The organism is Thermovirga sp., assembly GCA_012523215.1.
Lineage (GTDB): Bacteria > Synergistota > Synergistia > Synergistales > Thermovirgaceae > 58-81.
Window position 1 is genome coordinate 1 of record JAAYIZ010000198.1, and the last position, 2,184, is coordinate 2,184.

The 2,184-nt window shown below is 59.2% G+C and carries 2 protein-coding genes; both read left to right on the plus strand.

Annotated elements, in window-relative coordinates; translation table 11 throughout:
- On the plus strand, positions 1-731 hold a 731-nt coding region (locus tag GX108_05555; GenBank protein ID NLO56503.1), incomplete at its 5' end, for a Trk system potassium transporter TrkA.
- A gap of 1 nt (position 732) precedes the next feature.
- Complete coding sequence (locus tag GX108_05560) at positions 733-2,184, plus strand: TrkH family potassium uptake protein (protein NLO56504.1); 1,452 nt, start codon at positions 733-735, stop codon at positions 2,182-2,184.

The window sequence follows — 2,184 nt, forward strand, 5'->3', positions numbered from 1 at the left end:
CATCCAAAACCCAGGCCCAGGACATGGAGGTACTCTTCACGAACAAAAAGACCCCCGAATTGAAAAGGGTCATCGTCGTCGGCGGGGGCAAGATAGGCTTCCAGGTGGCGAGCAGGCTGGGGTTGAGATACCCCGGGCTCGACCTGAGGCTTATCGACCAGGATCGAGAGAAATGCGAGAAGTTATCCAGGGAGCTCGACAAGGCGATAATAATCCACGGCGACGGGATGGATGAAGAACTACTGAGAAACGAGGGCATCGACGAGGGCGACGGCTTCGTGACCACTACAGCGAACGATGAACACAATCTCCTCATCGGCGTGGTCGGTAAAGCCCTGGGGGCAAAGAAAAGCGTGGCCGTGGTGAGGCGCGAGATGCTCATGCGCCTCACGGACTATATCGCCGTCGACGCCATGGTCAACCCCAACCAGGCCCTGGCGACGGTGATAATGAAGCAGGTGCGCTACCCCTTCGGTACTGGGGCGCTCTCCATAATCGACGAGATCGACGCTGAGGTCCTGGAACTGACGATCCCCCGCGGAAGCGCCGTCAACGGGAAGAAGATCATGGATCTGGGCCTCCCGAAGGGGATACTGATAGCCCTCATCTCGAGGAAGGGAGACATGTTCGTGCCCTGGGGCGATGACGTGCTCCAGGAGAATGACGAGATCCTCCTCTTTTCCTCGGAGGAACTGATGGATCAGGCTGTGGAGATTTTGGGGGTAGGATAGGTTGAGGCCTGCCGTCGTCGCCAAGGTTCTCTCCCTTCTCTGCGCCATAGTCTCGCTCTTCATGGTCTTTCCCATCCTCTGGTCCCTGGCGGATGGTTCCGGGGATCTTTTCCCGCTGCTATGGGGCATGGGCGCCGGGCTGGGGGTATCGGCGCTTCTTTTCGTGGTCGGGTCCAAGGCAAAGGTCGGAGACCTGGGTCTCAGGGAGGCTTTCGCTGTGGTTTCGCTGTCGTGGGTCTTAGCCTCGGCCATCGCGGGCATTCCCTACCTCCTCAACGGGACCGTTCCGACTTACACCGAGGCCTTTTTCGAGGCCATGTCGGGCTTTACCACGACCGGGGCCACAGTGCTCACCGATATCCAGTCCAACCCCAGGGGTATTCTATTCTGGCGCGACCTCACTCAATGGCTCGGTGGAATGGGAATCATAGTTTTGAGCCTGGCCGTCCTGCCCTTCCTGAAGGTCGGGGGCATGCAGCTGTACAAGGCGGAAGTACCCGGCCCCATGCCGGAAAAGATCACCCCCAGGGTCCACCAGACAGCGCTGCTGCTTTGGGGGGTGTATCTTCTACTCTCCCTGCTCCAGACCTCGGCACTCCTGCTGGGGGGCATGAGCCTCTTCGAGTCTTTGACCCACACCTTCGGGACCATGGCCACGGGGGGCTTCTCACCCCTCAACCGGAGCATCGGGCAGTATGGCAATGCCTACTTCGAATGGGTCATCATCCTCTTCATGTTCCTGGCGGGGACGAACTTCGTCCTGCATTTCCTCCTTCTCCGGGGCGACCTGGGGGCGTGGTGGAGGAACGAGGAGTTCCGTTTCTATGTCAAACTGCTGGCTGTAGCCATTCTACTGGCCGCGGCATTCCTTTTTTCGAGTGGGACCTATGAAAAATTATCCGATTCCATCCGTTACGGGGCCTTCCAGGTGGTTAGCATCGTGACGACCACAGGGTTTGTAACGGCCGACTTCGGGCTCTGGCCGAATTTTCTGCAGTACCTGCTCCTGTTGCTAATGTTCGTCGGCGGTTGCGCCGGTTCCACCGTCGGCGGCATCAAGAGCATGAGGATAATGGTCCTCGTCAAACATGTGAAGGCGGAGCTCCAGAGGCTTCTTCACCCCAGGGCCATTTTCACCGTCAGGATAGGGGGCAAGGTCCTGGAGAGGGAGGTCATTTCCTCGGTCACGGCGTTTTTCGTGATGTATATCGGATTGTTCGCCCTCGCGGCCATGGCCATGGCCGCCTTGGGGCTGGATGTCCTAACGGCCATAGCGAGCGCCGCGGCGGCGATAGGCAATATCGGGCCGGCCCTAGGTTCGGTGGGTCCTTCGAGCAACTACGCCCACGTTCCTGCCGCCGGAAAGTGGATCCTTTCCTTCTGCATGCTCCTGGGGAGGCTCGAGATCTACACGGTGATGATGCTCTTCCTCCCCGGCACCTGGAGGAGGTAG